15 protein-coding genes and 1 tRNA gene are annotated in these 15,244 nt (G+C 57.9%); 8 read left to right on the forward strand and 8 right to left on the reverse strand.

Going from position 1 to position 15,244, the window contains the following annotated elements:
- Nucleotides 1-21 precede the first annotated feature (21 nt).
- From pgmG to KP699_RS03400, 3 genes are all read right to left on the reverse strand, one after another.
- Entirely contained in the window at nucleotides 22-1,431 is a 1,410-nt protein-coding gene (pgmG, locus tag KP699_RS03390; RefSeq protein WP_215761635.1) for a phosphoglucomutase/phosphomannomutase PgmG, read from the reverse strand.
- Nucleotides 1,431-2,315 carry a UTP--glucose-1-phosphate uridylyltransferase GalU gene (gene galU / locus KP699_RS03395; RefSeq protein ID WP_077930004.1) on the reverse strand — a complete coding sequence of 295 codons (885 nt, stop codon included), beginning with the start codon at nucleotides 2,313-2,315 and terminating at the stop codon, nucleotides 1,431-1,433. Before galU ends, pgmG begins: the two co-directional genes overlap by 1 nt.
- A 309-nt stretch (nucleotides 2,316-2,624) precedes the next feature.
- Nucleotides 2,625-2,711: transfer RNA gene (locus KP699_RS03400), tRNA-Leu, on the reverse strand.
- 73 nt (nucleotides 2,712-2,784) lie between these two features.
- On the opposite strand from KP699_RS03400, the gene lipB reads away from it, so the two are divergent.
- Nucleotides 2,785-3,474, forward strand: coding sequence for a lipoyl(octanoyl) transferase LipB (gene lipB, locus KP699_RS03405; RefSeq protein WP_212374288.1), 690 nt, complete (start codon nucleotides 2,785-2,787; stop codon nucleotides 3,472-3,474).
- Here the strand turns inward: lipB and KP699_RS03410 are convergent.
- Together KP699_RS03410 and KP699_RS03415 are read right to left on the reverse strand one after the other, a co-directional pair.
- Entirely contained in the window at nucleotides 3,452-4,024 is a 573-nt protein-coding gene (locus tag KP699_RS03410) for a hypothetical protein (protein ID WP_212374286.1), read from the reverse strand. The genes lipB and KP699_RS03410 overlap by 23 nt on opposite strands.
- A complete protein-coding gene (locus KP699_RS03415) occupies nucleotides 4,021-4,356 on the reverse strand; it encodes a BolA family transcriptional regulator (protein WP_025828540.1) in 336 nt (111 codons plus the stop codon). Before KP699_RS03415 ends, KP699_RS03410 begins: the two co-directional genes overlap by 4 nt.
- Nucleotides 4,357-4,403: 47 nt before the next feature.
- On the opposite strand from KP699_RS03415, the gene KP699_RS03420 reads away from it, so the two are divergent.
- From KP699_RS03420 to cobT, 3 genes are all read left to right on the forward strand, one after another.
- Nucleotides 4,404-5,012 (forward strand): DnaJ domain-containing protein, encoded by a 609-nt coding sequence (locus KP699_RS03420; protein WP_077930008.1) that lies wholly within the window; start codon nucleotides 4,404-4,406, stop codon nucleotides 5,010-5,012.
- Nucleotides 5,013-5,109: 97 nt separating this feature from the next.
- Nucleotides 5,110-6,108, forward strand: coding sequence for an AAA family ATPase (locus KP699_RS03425; protein ID WP_077930009.1), 999 nt, complete (start codon nucleotides 5,110-5,112; stop codon nucleotides 6,106-6,108).
- A 36-nt stretch (nucleotides 6,109-6,144) separates the two neighbouring features.
- Nucleotides 6,145-8,085: a cobaltochelatase subunit CobT gene (gene cobT / locus KP699_RS03430; RefSeq protein WP_215761636.1), complete on the forward strand. Its 1,941-nt coding sequence runs from the start codon at nucleotides 6,145-6,147 to the stop codon at nucleotides 8,083-8,085.
- A gap of 273 nt (nucleotides 8,086-8,358) precedes the next feature.
- On the opposite strand, the gene rsgA is transcribed toward cobT, so the two are convergent.
- Nucleotides 8,359-9,396: a ribosome small subunit-dependent GTPase A gene (rsgA, locus tag KP699_RS03435; RefSeq protein ID WP_215761637.1), complete on the reverse strand. Its 1,038-nt coding sequence runs from the start codon at nucleotides 9,394-9,396 to the stop codon at nucleotides 8,359-8,361.
- A gap of 233 nt (nucleotides 9,397-9,629) precedes the next feature.
- On the opposite strand from rsgA, the gene KP699_RS03440 reads away from it, so the two are divergent.
- Complete coding sequence (locus KP699_RS03440; protein WP_215761638.1) at nucleotides 9,630-10,193, forward strand: GNAT family N-acetyltransferase; 564 nt, start codon at nucleotides 9,630-9,632, stop codon at nucleotides 10,191-10,193.
- A gap of 266 nt (nucleotides 10,194-10,459) precedes the next feature.
- Here KP699_RS03440 and KP699_RS03445 read toward each other — a convergent pair whose 3' ends face one another.
- Both KP699_RS03445 and KP699_RS03450 read right to left on the reverse strand, forming a co-directional pair.
- Nucleotides 10,460-11,914 carry an aspartate aminotransferase family protein gene (locus KP699_RS03445; RefSeq protein ID WP_215761639.1) on the reverse strand — a complete coding sequence of 485 codons (1,455 nt, stop codon included), beginning with the start codon at nucleotides 11,912-11,914 and terminating at the stop codon, nucleotides 10,460-10,462.
- Between the two features lie 3 nt (nucleotides 11,915-11,917).
- Nucleotides 11,918-12,907 carry a bile acid:sodium symporter family protein gene (locus tag KP699_RS03450; protein ID WP_025828809.1) on the reverse strand — a complete coding sequence of 330 codons (990 nt, stop codon included), beginning with the start codon at nucleotides 12,905-12,907 and terminating at the stop codon, nucleotides 11,918-11,920.
- 158 nt (nucleotides 12,908-13,065) lie between these two features.
- Here KP699_RS03450 and KP699_RS03455 point away from each other — a divergent pair, with 158 nt between their 5' ends.
- From KP699_RS03455 to KP699_RS03465, 3 genes are all read left to right on the forward strand, one after another.
- Complete coding sequence (locus KP699_RS03455; RefSeq protein WP_215761640.1) at nucleotides 13,066-13,956, forward strand: hypothetical protein; 891 nt, start codon at nucleotides 13,066-13,068, stop codon at nucleotides 13,954-13,956.
- A 137-nt stretch (nucleotides 13,957-14,093) separates the two neighbouring features.
- Nucleotides 14,094-15,011 carry an SPFH domain-containing protein gene (locus KP699_RS03460; RefSeq protein WP_215761641.1) on the forward strand — a complete coding sequence of 306 codons (918 nt, stop codon included), beginning with the start codon at nucleotides 14,094-14,096 and terminating at the stop codon, nucleotides 15,009-15,011.
- Nucleotides 15,008-15,232, forward strand: coding sequence for a hypothetical protein (locus KP699_RS03465; RefSeq protein ID WP_215761642.1), 225 nt, complete (start codon nucleotides 15,008-15,010; stop codon nucleotides 15,230-15,232). Before KP699_RS03460 ends, KP699_RS03465 begins: the two co-directional genes overlap by 4 nt.
- The last annotated feature ends 12 nt before the right edge of the window (nucleotides 15,233-15,244 follow it).

Here is a 15,244-nt window from a genome sequence, read left to right on the forward strand (position 1 = left end):
AAAAAACCGCAGATGGCCCTGTCAGTGGCCTGCATTATTGCCGGAAAAATCCGGAGCGGAGAGCCCTGAGCGCGCCAGTTGCGCAACCACGGCCTGTTTCAGGCGCTCAAGAGCCGCCTCGTCCTGACCTTCGGCACGCACAACGAGCACAGCCTGTGTGTTGGACGCACGGAGGAGCCACCAGCCATCCGGTGTATTGACCCGGACACCATCAATTTCAGAAACGTCCGCGCCCTCGTGCCTTAACCGAGCGGCAACGTCCTCAATCACTCTGAACTTGCGCGTATCATCACAATCAAAGCGCACCTCCGGCGTGGAGACCGTGCGAGGAAGGGCTTCTCTGATTGCGGACAATGGCTTGTCCTGCCGCGCCAGAATGCCCAGTAACCGCACAGCGGCATATAAGGCATCGTCAAAACCATACCATTTGTCTGCAAAGAAAATATGGCCTGACATTTCCCCAGCCAGCGGAGACCCTGTTTCCGCCATTTTGGTCTTGATCAGGGAATGTCCGGTCCGCCACATCAGCGGCACGCCACCGGCCTTTTTGACCTCTTCAAACAGAACCTGACTGGCTTTGACATCGGCGATAATCGTGGCACCGGGATGGGTTTTCAGCACGTCCCGCGCCAGAAGAATCAGAATCTGATCCCCCCAGAGAATTTCACCCTGATCATCCACCACGCCAACACGGTCGGCATCCCCGTCAAACGCCAGACCGATGTCCGCCTTTTGTCGGCGCACTTCGGCTATCAATTGTTCAAGATTTTTAGCAACAGTCGGGTCTGGGTGATGTGCCGGAAAATGGCCGTCAATCGTGCCGTTGAGAACGGTATGGTCCCCCGGCACTCCTGCCACCAGCTTTTGCAGAACATCCCCTGCGGCACTGTTGCCGTTATCCCAAACCACTTTCAGAGGCTTATTGCCTCCATCCCAGTCTTCCAGGAGTCTCTGAACGTAGCGCGCCCGCAAATCCATTCCGCGGATCGTCCCCTCCTGAGAGGGCACAACATCCCCTGTCCGGGCCAGATCACCCAGTTCCTGAATCTGCGGACCAAAAAAAGGCTTTCCGGCCAGCATCATCTTGAAGCCGTTATAATCCGCCGGATTGTGGCTGCCCGTCACCATCACCGCACCGTCGGCCTGAAGCGACACAGAACCGAAATACAGCATTGGCGTCGGACCACAGCCAACCCGCACAACATTCAATCCACAGGCTACCAGCCCGTCCACAAGTGCTTTCTCAAGCTCGGGGGAAGACAGGCGTCCGTCATAGCCAGTCACAACAGTTTTACCGCCATGACGGACAACAACAGTCCCGAACGTCCGCCCAATAGCAAAGGCATCCTCAGACGTAAGGCTCTTCCCGACAATCCCGCGAATATCATATTCGCGGAGACTGGTCGGATTGAACGTGTGCGTAAACCTCATCAGATCTGAGAGGTATATTTCTTCAGGAACGCCCTGACTTCATCCGCAAGATCGGGGCGTTCAAGAGAGAAGGCAATCTGCGCTTCCAAGAAGCCGATCTTGTTGCCGCAGTCAAAACGCTCACCCTCGTAGCGCAGACCGTGGAAGGGCACATGCCCAATGGTCTTGGCCATGGCGTCCGTCAACTGCACTTCACCACCCGCACCTTTTTCCAGCTTGGCAAGATGCGTCATGACGTCCGGCGTCAGAACGTAACGGCCAATAATGGACAGGTTGGAGGGTGCGTCTTCCGGTTTGGGCTTTTCAACAAGCCCCTTCACTTCCACCAGACGGCCATCATCCTTACCGATATCCAGAATACCATAGCGGTTTGTCTGCTCACGCGGCACTTCCGTCACCGCCACCACATTCCCGCCGGTCTGGTTATAGGCATCCACAAGCTGCTTTACGCAGGACGTGCCGGACTTCACGATATCGTCAGGCAGCAGAATGGCAAACGGGTCATCCCCGATAAAGCTGCGGGCACACCAGATGGCATGACCAAGGCCCAGCGGTTCCTGCTGGCGCACAGCAACCAGAGACCCGGCCTCAATAGAGCTTGGCTCCAGAGCTTTCAGGGTATCCAGCTTGTTGCGCTCACGCAGCGTCGCTTCAAGCTCATAGGCAATATCAAAATAATCAATCAGAGAGTCTTTGCCGCGGCCTGTAATCAGGCAGAACTCTTCAATCCCGGCTTCACGCGCTTCATCAATGGCGTACTGAATCAGCGGTCTGTCGACAACTGTCAGCATTTCCTTCGGCATGGCCTTGGTCGCCGGCAGGAAGCGTGTACCTAGCCCTGCAACCGGCAGGACTGCTTTACGTAAAGGCTTGGGCTTGGACACGAATATGACACCTTAAAAATAAGTTACAACAGAACGTGAACACTGTGGCACGTAATCGCGGGAAGACCCGTTCGTCAAATCAAACCTGCCCCTCACACCGCAACAGGATGCGGCGCGCAGAGATGCGGGCGTGTGTGACGCCATACAGCAACAAAGCTCAGTGTTCTTTTTAAACCGGGAAAGCAGGGCCTGAATATGGCCAAATGCGTTAAAATACAGCGCTAAGCTGTTTAAACTCTGATATTTTGAGAAAAACAGCTCTCACAGAAACCAGAAACTTTTGAACTGATTTTTGTGAGAGCTGAAAAATGGTGCGGTCGAGAAGACTCGAACTTCCACGGGGTATTCCCCCACAAGCACCTCAAGCTTGCGCGTCTACCATTCCGCCACGACCGCACGTGACAACCAGCATCTGAAAGGCGATACCGTTTGGTGAGAAGCCCTATAACCGAAGCGGGAACACGCGGCAATGACCAACGGACGTTTTTTATGGGAAATAAGCAAAAAGCCTGTTTCCTACCCTGTCGCCCTGACGCGCATGCAGACTTTGGCCAGAGAAATCCGGGCCGGTGAGGCTGCAGAGCGGGTCTGGCTGCTTGAACACCCGCCGCTTTTTACAGCCGGCACATCCGCCAGAGCGGAAGATTTGTTCAACCCGCACCACTACCCCACCTATGACGCCGGCCGGGGCGGACAATGGACGTACCACGGACCGGGGCAGCGAATCGCCTACGTGATGCTTGATCTGCACAACGCCCACGGTGAAGTCCGCGCGCGTGACGTACGATCTTACGTTCACGGGCTGGAAGAGTGGGTTATCCGCACCCTCTCCGCGTTCGGGCTCAAAGGCGAATGCCGGGAGGGGCGCGTTGGTGTCTGGGTGATTGACCCTGCAACCGGGCAGGAGGAAAAAATTGCCGCCATCGGGGTGCGTGTGTCCCGCTGGGTCAGCTGGCATGGGGTATCCATCAATCTGAATCCCCGCATGTCAGACTTTGAAGGCATTGTGCCCTGCGGCATTCGTGAATTTGGCGTCACCAGTTTTGAAAAGCTGGGGTTGGCTGTCACACTGGCTCAACTGGATGCCGCACTAGCAGAAAGCTGGCGTGCTGTTTTTGGCAGCACACCCTCAGCCCTCACATCGCTCCCAGACGAATAAACAGCGTGCGCTGCCGCTCATCCAGAATACGGAGTTCATAGAGATCCAGCGCCTGCCCCGCATCCCGGAAAATCAGCGTCACCAGCCCCTGTGAAGGGTTTTCCGTGCGGGTGAGCGAAATCTGCAAAATCCCGGCAGGCTTTTGAATATCGGTAACCGTCACCGGCCCTGAAAGCGTGATGGGGTTCCCCATCAGCACGCCAAGAGGATTATGCGCCAGCCCCATCCGTGTTTCAGACCCCGTCTGGCTGTCTTTGAACACGGCATGCGCACCGGATGCTTCAAGGTCCATCTTATGCGGCACGCTATAGTTCAGGTGCAGATAACCCGGATGATAGGTCAGCACCCCGCCGCCAGTCGTCCCGTTTGGCCACGTCTGGGTAAACGGGACATTCTCCAGCTTTGCGGCCCGCAGCCACGCCTCAACCCGCGCCGTATCGCTGGCCTGCGGACCCGTCCGGCCGCCCTGCCCGGTCGCACAGGCAGCCAGAAAGGCCGGAGCCAGCAGCATTATCGTCCGGCGTGTCAGGCCTGAGCCCTGAAAGGTCATGCCAGAGCACTTTCTTCTTCCGGGGTGCGCAGCGTCAGCGCGAGAGCATGCAGTCCGCTGCCAAACTCATATCCCAGTGCGTCATGCACCATACGGGAGCGGTTGACCCGGCTCACCCCTTCAAACAGACGGCTGACCAGATGAACGCGAAAATGCGTCTCCGTTGCACCCGCTTCCGGGCCGCGCGTCATGGCCACATGGTGGGCGTGGCGGCTGCTTTCATCCAGAATTTCCAGCCGGACGGGCTGGAAAGCCGTCGTCAGAGTGTCCCTCACCCGGCGGGCACGGATGCCATCTGCCTCAGGCGTGGAAGCTGAATTGCGTTGTGTCATCCTACGTTCCCTCTTGCACAGAACACATCAGCACGCACATAACCCTGATGATGAAGCGAAGGAATACCCGTCACCGGGCGTTCGATCCGGACCCGGATGCGCCCCAGCGCTGCTGTGACATGCCTGATTGTGAAAAGCCGGCAGGCTACCGTGCCCCCCGCTCACGCGAGACTCTCAACCAGTATTACTGGTTCTGCCTCGAGCATGTGCGGGAGTATAACGCACGGTGGGATTACTACAAAGGGATGTCACCCGGCCAGATCGAAGCGCATCTGCGCGCCGATATCGCATGGGATCGGCCATCGTGGGCGTTTGGCCAGAGTGCTAAGCCCCGTAAACAGACCTTTGATGAAGAAGACGTGCTGGATCCGCTGGATATCCTCGGCCAGAACCGCCGCTCCCGTGCAGAACGCGCAAAAAGCCGTGCGCAGCCTGCGGCACCGGAAGCCCTGCGTGAACCGCTGGCAACGCTGGGCCTGCCCTGGCCTGTGACACTGGAAGATGCAAAAGCGCGTTACCGCTCACTGGCCCGCAAACATCACCCGGATGCCAATAATGGAGACCGGCGCTCGGAAGAGCGGCTGAAAAGCATCAACGTTGCGTTCACGGTCGTCAGGGCACATCTTACGTCACAGGGCCTCGAAAAAGCGGGGTAACCATGCCATGCTGCCTGCATTATCAGTAAGGCAGCCCGGATACATCGCTGTGTCTGCCTGCTTCACCAGAATGCTCCACCTACCAGACGGATAAAGAATGACTGATTCTGCCAGCCTGAGCACCACAGGCGCTCTTCCCCCGATTTCAGCTCTTTCTGCGCCTGACCTTCAGGTTTCTGTGCGCGAGGTGTTTGGCATCGAGTCCGACATGATGGTTCCGGCCTTCTCCATCCGCACAGAGCATGTGCCGGAGATTGATTCCGCCTACCTGTTTGATCATGACACCACACTGGCCATTCTGGCAGGATTTGCCTTCAACCGCCGCGTGATGGTGCAGGGCTTCCACGGCACCGGGAAATCCTCGCATATCGAACAAATTTCCGCGCGACTGAACTGGCCCTGCGTCCGCATCAATCTGGACAGCCATGTCTCGCGTATTGATCTGATCGGCAAGGACGCCATTGTGGTGCGGGACGGCCAGCAAATTACCGAATTTCAGGAAGGCCTGCTCCCCTGGTGTCTCCAGCACCCTTGCGCACTGGTTTTTGATGAATATGACGCGGGCCGCCCGGATGTGATGTTCGTCATTCAGCGCGTGCTGGAAGTGGAAGGCCAGCTTACGCTGCTGGATCAGAACCGCGTGATCAAACCGCATCCGTGGTTCCGCCTGTTTGCAACTGCCAACACCATTGGTCTGGGGGACACGACCGGCCTGTATCATGGCACGCAGCAGATCAATCAGGGCCAGATGGACCGCTGGAACATCGTCACATCCCTGAATTATCTGCCCCATGCGCAGGAAGTCGGCATTGTCCTGTCCCGCATGGGCATCAGCCCGGATGATAAAGAAGCCCGCCGCACGATTGAAAGCATGGTGGCGCTGGCCGAACTGACCCGCGCCGGATTTATGGCCGGAGACCTTTCCACCGTCATGTCTCCACGCTCCGTCATTGCGTGGGCGGAAAACGAGAAAATCTTCAAGGACACGGCGTTTGCCTTCCGCGTGACGTTCCTCAACAAATGTGACGAGGCGGAACGCGGTATGGTGGCCGAGTATTATCAGCGCTGCTTCAACAAAAGTCCCCTGCCCCGGTAAGCGGGCCTGAAGCACAAACGGAGAGCGGCTTTATCAATGGCTGACAGCAGGAAGGGAGCGCACGCTCCACCGTCTGGCCATAACCGGCCAGCCAGCGAGTCCGGGCAGACCAGAGTGGATGCGTTCAAGCAAGCCACAGCGGCAACATTGCGCGCGATTGGCGGCCAGCGGGATACGGATGTTTCATTCCACACAGGCAACATGCCTGTGGGGCCGATCAGCCTTGCCGGAAAAATCCGCCTCCCCCAGCCCTCCCGCCATATGGATGCGGAAGAAATCGAACGTATTCGCGGGGCGGCTGATGCGCAGGCCCTGCGCCTGAAACACCACGATTTTGACCTGCACCGTGCCCGCCAGCCAGAGGATACGGTAGCGCGGGACGTCTATGATGCTCTGGAACAGGCCCGGATTGAGTCTGTCGGCGCACGCCATATGCGGGGTGTTGCCGCCAACCTGCGCTACAGGCTGGAAAAAGAGTGTCAGGCAGCCGGGCTGGACCGGATTACAGACCCTGACGAACTCTCCCCCGCAGTAGCACTCGAACTGCTGGCCCGTGAGCGGCTGACAGGCGAACCGGCTCCTGAGTCCGCACAGCCCATCCTGCGCAAATGGCAGGTCGCACTCTCCCCTCAGGCGCAAACCGCGCTGGAAAATCTTGCACTCACTCAGGATGACCAGACAGCCTATGCCAGAGCCACACGCAAGCTGCTCGCAGCCTGCTCCCTGACAGACGATGACGCTCCGTCGGACGAGATGGAAGCGGATGAAAACGGCTCCGACTCTGCGGCGAATGAAGATGACAGCACGGCTCCGCCTCCGGAGGCTCAGGAAGAAAACGCTCCACCGGAGCCGGATTCTTCTTCCGAGCCAGTCCCGCAGCCTGAACTGATTGGCGGCGGCGGAGAGACCTCCCCGGAAGGGCTGGAAGAAGAACGGGAAGGCGCAGGCGCGGATGGCACGGGGGAAGCCGCAGGCCCCGGCAGCAACCCGGAACGCGAAGCCGGAGAAACCGCAGGCAGCTATCACGCCTACACCACCGCGTTTGATGAAGAAATCAAAGCCGAAGATCTGTGTGACCCGGAGGAACTGAACCGCCTGCGCCACCAGCTTGATCTGCAACTGGCCACGCTGCATGGCGTTGTCTCCCGCCTTGCCAACAAGCTGCAACGTCGCCTGATGGCGCAGCAGACGCGCTCCTGGGAGTTTGATCTTGATGACGGCATGCTGGATGCAGGCCGCCTCTCCCGCATTGTGGTCAACCCCATGCTCTCACTGTCCTACAAACGGGAGCGCGAGACGGAGTTCCGCGATACGGTTGTTACGCTGCTGGTTGATAACTCCGGCTCCATGCGGGGCCGCCCCATTTCAGTCGCCGCCTCCTGCGGGGATATTCTGGCCCGCACACTGGAACGCTGCGGCGTGAAAGTGGAAATTCTGGGTTTTACCACGCGCGCATGGAAAGGCGGCCAGAGCCGTGAGCAGTGGGTAAAAGACGGCAAACCCGCAGAACCGGGACGCCTGAATGATCTGCGGCACATTATCTACAAAGCTGCGGACATGCCCTGGCGGCGGGCGCGCCCTAATCTAGGTCTGATGCTGCGCGAGGGACTGCTGAAGGAAAATATCGACGGGGAAGCTCTGCTCTGGGCATGGAAACGCATCCGGGGGCGGCCGGAAGCGCGCAAAATCCTGATGGTCATTTCAGACGGCGCGCCGGTGGATGACAGTACGTTGTCCGTTAATCCGGCATCCTATCTGGAAGACCATCTGCGGGCCGTTATTCATCAGATTGAAGACCGCAGCCCGGTCGAACTGACAGCCATCGGGATCGGCCATGACGTCGGCCGGTATTACCAGCGCGCCGTGACAATTACCGACGCGGAAGAACTGGGCGGCACCATGCTACAGGCCCTCTCCGGCCTGTTTGATGAAAAGCAGAACCTCCCAGGTCGACGCGGCAGGGGCGCAAGAGCTTAAACACGCCCCGCAGACGTAACCCCTCAAGTCTCCGCGTCCAAAACACAAAGGCAAGAACATGGTTGCTTTCCCTGTGTTCTGGGTGCCAGTTCCTCAAATGTGTCCCCCCCTCACCCAAAAGAGGAATAATAAGCTGACAGCCGGGAGCTCTGAAGAGGCTGAAGGCCTTCCGGGTCACGAAGTAACGATAAGGATCTTCTCAACCCGGAAGACGTTGATGATCGGATAACTCCTCAGGCAGACGGCACAAGGAAGCCGATTTTCTCAGTCGAATTAATCATTTCGTCTCAATGATCGTGACTGTCGATTAAGCCTAACCTGCTCGCGTCGTTTGGCTCTCCTGGATTCCGGGTCTTCTTTCTCGGTCTGATAAGCACCCTCCCGTTTTAATTTGAGCCAGTTATTCCAGCGTCGACTGTCGATTCTGCCGTCTGCACGGGCAACCCTTACAGCACAGTCAGGCTCCGCCTGATGCTGACAGTTTCGGAAACGACATTGCTGCGCAATTCGCTCAATCTGCGACGTAAAGTCACTAAAGCTTTCGTCAATACTCTTATCCGCGCCGACCATTCCGAGCTCACGCATTCCCGGCGTATCAATGAGCAACCCTCCCGAAGGAAGACGAACCAGTTCGCGATGTGTCGTCGTGTGGCGTCCTTTTTCCGCAAATGGCGACACATGCCCCGTTGCGGCATAGTCCGTTTCTAAGAACGCGTTCAGCAGAGTTGATTTTCCAGCCCCCGAACTGCCGACCATCACGCCTGTTCTGTGTCCGGTTAGATATAAGGCGGTGTGCTCAATACCCGTTCCATCAAAAGCGGAGACTATCTGGATATCAGTAGTCGGAGCGCATGCTCTGACCGCCTGCATACATGCTTGCGGATTATCGCACATATCCGCTTTAGTCAGTATGATAACGGGGGTGGCCCCGCTCTCTTTTGTCAAAGTCAGATAACGCTCAAGGCGAGAGAGATTAAAATCTTCCCCCATCGTCATAACGAGAAATGCCACATCAATATTGGCCGCTATGACCTGTGAACCGGTCCGTTTACCGACTTCCTTGCGGACGAAACACGTCGAACGTGGCAATACGCTGTGGATCGTTGCGCGCTGTTCGCTCTTACGTGGCGAACACATCACCCAATCCCCGATGACTGGCCTTTCCAGCGGGGCGGACGTATGTAGCAACCGCCCGGCAATATCCGCCTGTAACAGCCCTGCTGCCGTTACGACGGTGAGATAATGACGCTGCTGAGAAATAACGCGACCGGGAAGCTGAGCACGTCCAGATACCTGCTGAACCGCGCACATGGTCGCAGCGTTCCAGCCATAAGATGTGAGTATGGTCAGATTTTTTGTCTTTCGTGGCGAAATTGAATTCCGCCGACCGCCCTTTAAACGGGAAAGAGCCCAGAACGACGGAAAGGAACAATAGCGAGACTCATGATCATGATCGTGCCCTCCTCTGTTACTTTGGCTCTGAGAATTTCCTGCCTTCAGGACAGTGATCTTGTCAATAAAGACAGTCCGTATAAAACCATAGAATGGCTCAAAAACGACATCTCAATAACAATATTTCTCTCGTACCGTTACGGCCTAAAGATGCGGAAGAAATGTTCCCCGGGTTATCAGATGCGAAAGCCTATCAGTTTATTCCTGATACACCTCCGGACACGCCTGAAACTCTCCGTGAACGCTATCAGATGCTCGCATCCGGAGGGCCGCCAGATGCCCATGAAATCTGGCTAAACTGGGTTATCCGATATGGAAGCAACAAGGTTGCCGCAGGCTATACTCAGGCCACGATTACAGGGAAAGATGCCCTTATAGGGTATCATGTTTTTCCCGCATTTTGGCGCAAAGGCATTGGATCTGAGGCGGTCACTCAAACGCTTGAAAATATCTTTGACCGAAAAGACGTCACAACCGCACGAGCATTTGTAGATACGCGCAACACTGGATCTATCTTACTCCTTGAAAAACTGGGTTTTTTCAGAGCGAACACCCTTGAAAATGCCGATTTTTTCAAAGGACAACAGAGCAACGAACATGAATACATTCTCAAAAAAGAGATATATTTGCGCCACCGCCACCAGAAAAACTTGTGATTTTATCAATGACATTTTTGGAAATGGGCCATTTTTCACCCATTTCCAAATCATTTCTCATAAAGAACATTGAGTTTTTCTGTGGCTTTGATCCGGATAACAGGACGCTTTTCACGATATCTGCAAGAATAAAGAACAGGGAAAAAGAACCCACAGGAGACTCACCCCCCTCATCGCAGGCTCTTAAATACCCCTGATGTGAGTATTCGAAATTACCTTTTCTCGTTCTCCAACACTACTTTTTCAGGCGCGTCTGCGCCTCCCGTTTAAGCCGCCTGACGTTCCAGCGTATGTCCAAGGCGTTTCTCGGCCAGTTTCAGCAGCGTTTCCAGCATCAGATCAACATCTGCGTCTATTGTGCGGTGATTGACGATTGCGGCCCGAATGGCGCGCTTGCCATGCACAATGGTGGTTGAAGGCGCGGCAACCCCACTTTCATGCAGGTCTTTCACCAGTTCTCCATTTAGCCTCTCTTCATCCACGCCCGGCGCAACAACGCGAAAGCAGACAATGTTGAGCGTGACAGGGGCCAGCAGTTCAAGACAGGGCGTTGCCTGCACCCGTGCGGCCAGATGCTGCGCCACAGCGCAGCAGTGTGACACCATCTGCCCCAGTCGTTCCGTCCCGAAGGACGCCAGCGTGAACCAGACCTTGAGCGCACGGAACCCACGCGAGAGGTCCGGCCCGAGATCACAAAACCACGGAGCCCCGGCCGCCAGTCCACGGTCTTCGCGCGAGAGATAGGCCAGAGACTGCGCAAAAGCCGCTGCCTGCCACCCCTCTTCCCGCACAAGAATGCATCCGGCGTCATACGGTGTCTGCGCCCATTTATGGAAGTCAAACGCAATGCTGTTGGCACGCTCCATGCCTGTCAGAGCCGGAGCATGTTCCGGAGAAAGGCGGGCCATGGCACCAAACGCGCCGTCTACATGGAACCAGAGCGCCTCGGCTTCAGCAAAATCCGCCAGCGCCGCCAGCGGGTCAACAGAGCCGGTATCGACTGTCCCGGCAGTGCCCACCACTACAAATGGCTCCAGCCCGGCAGCCCGGTCTTCCGCCACCATGCGGCGCAACGCCGCGAGATCCATCCGGAAGTCCGCATCCACCGGCACGCGGCTGAGGGCCTGCGTACCCAGTCCGGCCATATCAAACGCACGGGCAATACAGCCATGGGCCGTCTGAGCGGCGTACCCAACCAGCCTGCGCCCGGCCAGTCCCGCGCTCCGCATTTCCAGACCACCCGGTACTGCGCGGCTGGCAGTAATCACGGCAATGAAGTTGGCCATGGAAGAACCAGTTACCAGAACGCCCGTCGCTGTTTCCGGAAAGCCCAGCATGGTCGCGGCCCAGCGGATCACCATCCGCTCCACTTCAATCGGCGCGTGGTCCCGGCCGCCCAGATTGGCGTTCAGGCCCGCAGCCAGTAACTCGGCCAGCATCCCCTGCGCTGTACCGCCACCATGCACCCATCCCATAAACCGGGGGTGCCGGTTGCCTGTCGCGTAAGGCACGACGGACTGTGCAAACTGCTCATACAGCGCGGTCAGAGAGGTTTCCTGTACCGGCAGCTCTGCGCCCCGGAACGCCTGCCGCACAGCGGGAGGCATAGGCTGCCAGACGGGGCCGGAGGCCACGGTCTGGACGTTATCCAGCATTTCATCCAGCATCCGGTGTCCAAGTGCCCGTAATGCGTCCCAGTTTTCCGGATCAAGCCCCGCCACGTCTTACTCCTTTTGCGGCTCTCCTGCCGCTGGCAGGCGTTCCGCGCTTTCCTGCGTCATGCGGGCAAACTTTCGGGCCAGCACCGCACAGACGAACAACTGGATCTGGTGATAGATCATCAGCGGCAGGACGATAAGCCCGACAGAGGATGCAGGGAACAGCACGTTGGCCATCGGCACGCCTGACGCCAGCGTTTTTTTGGAGCCACAGAACACAATGGCAATCTCATCACGCAGCGGCACACCCGCCATACGGCTGCCATAAGCGGTAATCAGCAGCACACAGACAAGCAGCAGAAAATCCACCAGCGCAATCAGCCCAAGCTGGCTGAGCGGCAGGCGGTGCCACAGGCCCTGCATCACAGCCTCACTGAAGGCCGTGTAGACCACAATCAGAATAGACCCACGGTCCGTGAGGGAAAGCAGCTTTTTGTTGCGGTGCGCCCACCCCCCGATCCACGGCTGAAGCAACTGGCCCAGAAGAAAGGGCAGAAGAAGCTGGAAAACAATATTCAGGACATTGCCGGACGAGCCGCCATGTTTGCTGAGAACCAGTCCGACCAGAAAAGGCGTGATAAAAATCCCGGCAATGTTGGACGCCGTCGCGGCACAGACCGCCGCTGGCACATTGCCACCGCCAATGGAGGTGAAGGCAATGGAAGACTGCACAGTGGACGGCAGGCAGCACAGAAACAGCACGCCCATCCAGACGTCATTCTGTAAAAGCCCCGGCGCCAGAGCATGAGCGGCCAGCCCCAGCAGCGGGAACAGCACAAATGTGCACGCCAGGATAATCAGATGCAGCCGCCAGGCCATCACGCCGTCCACCACCGCCTTGCGGGAGAGCCGCGCGCCTTGCAGGAAAAACATCACGGCAATGACAATAATCGCAAGCCACTGAAAAACCGGCACAGCAGCGCCATGACAGGGCAGGACTGTCGCCAGGAAAATGGTACAGATCAGGCCGAGGAGAAAAGGGTCCAGTCTCAACATCTGCTGTGGCTCTTTTTGATTGTGACAGAAGTTTGCGCGCAGGACGCCGTGAAATCTGTATTATTCTTAAGATCCCGATTGCACCCGGCACCCGCTTACGCCACCTTTACGATCAAATGAAACACAACACCATTCCTTCCCCCGCTGGTCTCATACTTATGAGCCTTGGTCTTTGCGCCGCCGTTGTGCCGCTCCGGGCAACGCAGGCCTCAGCCCCTCCGGCCGCCTGCGCCGTGATTACGCACGGTGCGACGCAGGACAGCGCGCATGGCGTGACGTATGAAAACGTGGTGGTGCACGCACCAGACGGCAGCGGTGGCCTGACCGCCAGCAAAATGACGCTGACGGGCGGCACCGCCGAGGCTGCGCATGATCAGGCGGATGCCGCCTCGCTCCTGCTGATGTCCGCCATCACGGGGCGTCACAATACCGCGTGCTCGGACTGGCTGGCCCAGCAGGGGAAAATCGCCGCGACGACTCTTAAAGCAGGCGGCGGGTATGACATTACATGGACCAATGCGGTTCTGACCCACGGCTCCAGCCGCGTGAACAGCAGCACAGCGCATTTCAAGGTCGATGGCAGCACATCGGCCCATACCAGCGCGGCAACGCTGGCCCTGTCCGGCATGAGCTTTCAGGGCATTAGCAATGAGGCCCTGCTCCCCTCTTCCGCCTATGCTGCGTTCTCTCTCCCGGCGTCCGAGCTTCCTGCACTGATGGCCGCCATCGGGGGCCGGGCCTCGGCTGCCCCTGCGGTCCATGTCACCATTTCCAGCTTTGATGCGGTGCTGGACACCGTGCACCTGAAAGGCAACGGCACGGCCACCCTCACGGGTGACGTCAACGCCACCACCGCCTCCGGCCATCTGGAAATCAGCAATCTGGAAGCGCTGATTGAAAAAGCCCGTGATGCCAGACAGATGAAGCTGGCCGCCGGACTCGTCCTCGCCCGGCTGGTCAGCCACGCCCAGAACGATGTGAATGTATGGAATACGGTTTGGCAGGGCGGCGTGCTGACAGTAAACGGGTTCCCGCTCCCTCTGCACTGAGCGTTACAGAGCCAAACCGGAGGGGCAGGTTTTTCGGGATTTACGGGAATCCCTGCTCCCTTCCCTCTGAATGACGTTGTTTGCCGCCCTATTTTTTGATATCATTAATATATCAGAAAACAGGGAATGATCTGACAATGAGCACGACAGAAACCAGACCATGGGCGCTCTCCGGATTTGTCGGTGCGGGCGTTGTCCTCATCCTCGCGGCGGGAGGTCTGGTCTGCCAGCTTGCGGCCAGAGAGACGCCTGCGGGGGTCGCGGGCACAGCCCTGTTCTGGGGGGCCGCAGCCATCCTGCTGCGTGGGTTTGTAACCCTGCAACCCAATGAAGCCTCTGTACTGACATTCCTTGGAAAATATTCCGGAACCCTGAACCGGGATGGCTTCTGGTTCATCAACCCGTTTGCTCTGCGCAAGCGCGTCACGCTGCGGCTGGTCACGCAGGAGATTGGCCCGCTGAAAGTGAATGACGCTTCTGGCAATCCCGTCGAAATCGGCATGGTGCTGACATGGCGGGTGGAGCAGGCTGCCCGCGCGATCTTTGATGTGGAAAATTATTCCCGCTACGTGACGGCACAGGGAGAGACGGCCCTGCGCAGCCTCGCCAGCCGGTACCCCTATGATGAAGATGAATACGCACAGAGCCACGCCGCACGGCAGGCAGAGCCGCTCCCCCTGCCAGAAGGCGGCGTTCTCTCGCTGCGTGATGGAGGAGACCGTCTGACGGCCATTCTCACCGCTGATCTGCGGGAACGGATGGCGCTGGCCGGGCTGGTTGTTCAGGACGCACGCCTGTCCCACCTTGCCTATGCGCCTGAGATTGCCGCAACAATGCTCCGCAAGCAGGCAGCAAGTGCCGTTATCGCCGCCCGGCGCACCATTACATCTGGCGCTGTCAATATTGTCGAGCAGGCGCTTAACGAACTTGAAGAGCGCCTTGACGGAGTGCTGGACGCCGAGCGGAAAGCCGCCATGGTCTCTAATTTGCTGGTTGTTCTGGTCGGGGACAGAGACGTGACCCCTGTTGTCAACGCAGGCACGCTGTATTCGTGACGGAAGACAACCGCAGGGGCAGACCGCGCGGACCGGAGAAAGCCGCCTTCGCGCTGCGGCTTGACCCTAAGTTACTGGCCGCCATCCGCCGCTGCGCAGCCGCCGACCTGCGCAGCGTGAATGCCCAGATTGAAGTCCTCCTCAAGGAAGCACTGGCCCGACGCGGCATTCCGCTTCACCCGGACCCGGACGCAGCCCCTGATGAAGGCGCCGCCGAGTAGGCGGAAGACAAA

This window comes from Acetobacter sp. P1H12_c, assembly GCF_018811975.1.
In the GTDB taxonomy this organism is placed as follows: domain Bacteria; phylum Pseudomonadota; class Alphaproteobacteria; order Acetobacterales; family Acetobacteraceae; genus Acetobacter; species Acetobacter persici.